2 protein-coding genes are annotated in these 1,466 nt (G+C 73.4%); both read right to left on the reverse strand.

Going from position 1 to position 1,466, the window contains the following annotated elements; translation table 11 throughout:
• Nucleotides 1–39: 39 nt before the first annotated feature.
• Nucleotides 40–339, reverse strand: coding sequence for a TFIIB-type zinc ribbon-containing protein (locus ACWIF2_RS40685; protein WP_193480248.1), 300 nt, complete (start codon nucleotides 337–339; stop codon nucleotides 40–42).
• A gap of 79 nt (nucleotides 340–418) precedes the next feature.
• A complete protein-coding gene (locus ACWIF2_RS40690; RefSeq protein WP_454366740.1) occupies nucleotides 419–1,354 on the reverse strand; it encodes a phosphotransferase family protein in 936 nt (311 codons plus the stop codon).
• Nucleotides 1,355–1,466: the final 112 nt, after the last annotated feature.

The raw sequence follows: 1,466 nt of genomic DNA on the forward strand, positions 1-1,466 counted from the left end.
GGCTCCTGTCGTGTCGCGACCCAGGTCACGACACGTGCGTCACGACGAGAACAGCATGTGCCCGAAGCCCTTGTTGCGGTGGTGACCGTGGTGGCCGTGGCCGCCGTGATGACCGTGGCCGCCGTGCGGGGCGCCCCAGGCGGGGGCCGGAGGGGCGGGGTAGGCCTGCGGGGCGGGCGGGGGCGGCGGCGCACCCTGCGACCACTGGGACTCCAGGCGGGTCAGCGACTCCAGCTCGCCGTAGTCGAGAAAGATCCCGCGGCAGCCGCTGCACTGCTCGATCTGGACACCGTTGCGGTTGTAGGTGTGCATGGGCGCACGGCACTTCGGACACTGCATGGTGGTTCAACTCCTCGCCGGTCGGTCCTGCTTCGTGTGTCGCCAGGACAGACTCTGTCCCGCCATGGTCGGTTGCACCCTACTTCGCGTGCTCCTGCGCCAACTGCGGCGGGAGGGTAGCCATTCGGTCACAGGCGTCTACGACCAACTGCTCGAACTCGTCCAGGTCGCGGCCGGCCGCGGCTGCCTTGACGACGGCCCGGGCCGCGGTCTGTGCGGTGAGGGCACGAGCGGGGACGTCGAGAGCGGGCCAGGGGTCGCCGTCGGCGGGTACGGCCGGGCCGCCGGCCTCCCGGTAGGCGGCGAGGAAGCGGGCCCATTCCTCGGGCAGGAGCAGTCCGCAGGCGTACCAGGCGGCGGGGCGGGCGAGATCCCAGGCCGGGACGCCGACACCCAGGTCGTCGACGTCTATCAGCAGCCAGGGGCCCTCGGAGGCGGGGTGGCGTATGAGCTGGCCGAGGTGGAGGTCGCCGTGGCAGAGGGTGTGGGTGTGCGGCATCGGGACCTCGGCACGGGCCCAGGCGGGGAGGGTGTCCCAGGCTCGCAGGACCGGGGCGGCGGCGGGATGCGGGGCGGCGTTCCGGAGCTTGTCGATGGCCCGGGCCGCCTTGGCGGGGCCTCGCATGGTGGGGAGGGCGTCGGGGGCGGGGGTGCGGTGGAGCCGGGCGAGGAGTGTGGCGGCCGCTTCCCAGGGCGCGGCGTCCGGGTCGTCCGGGTCCACGGGGGTTCCGTACGGCCAGAACGTCACGAGTCTGCCGTGCAGGTCGGCCGGGGTGGGAGTGAGCGGCGCCAGGAGGATCGCGGGGTGGCGGGTGGCTACCTCGAGGCGGCTGGTCAGTTCGGTGGGATCGGACCCCGGGGAGTGGGCCTTCGCGACAATGCCGGCGTGGCGGACGACCGTTGCGTCGGGGCGGTCCGCGAGGGTGGCCGTTCCGCAGGGGCAGGACGATGAGCGGGCGTGGGCGGTTGCTCGGGCCTTGGCGGTGAGGTGGGCCAGGAGGGGGGCGGGGGTCACTGGGGTGAGGGTACGTGGAGGAAAGGACTGTTGGGTCCAGGTTCTGGGCGTTGGTGTTGGGGGCGGGTGGGTGCGCAGCTCGGCGCGACGAGGTGCCGCTGCGCCCACCCGT

It is taken from the genome of Streptomyces sp. NPDC055506 (genome assembly GCF_053643595.1).

Coding starts and splice junctions, on each gene's coding strand:
- ACWIF2_RS40685 (WP_193480248.1), bottom strand. CDS start 339: ATGCAGTGTCCGAAGTGCCGTGCGCCCATGCACACCTACAACCGCAAC.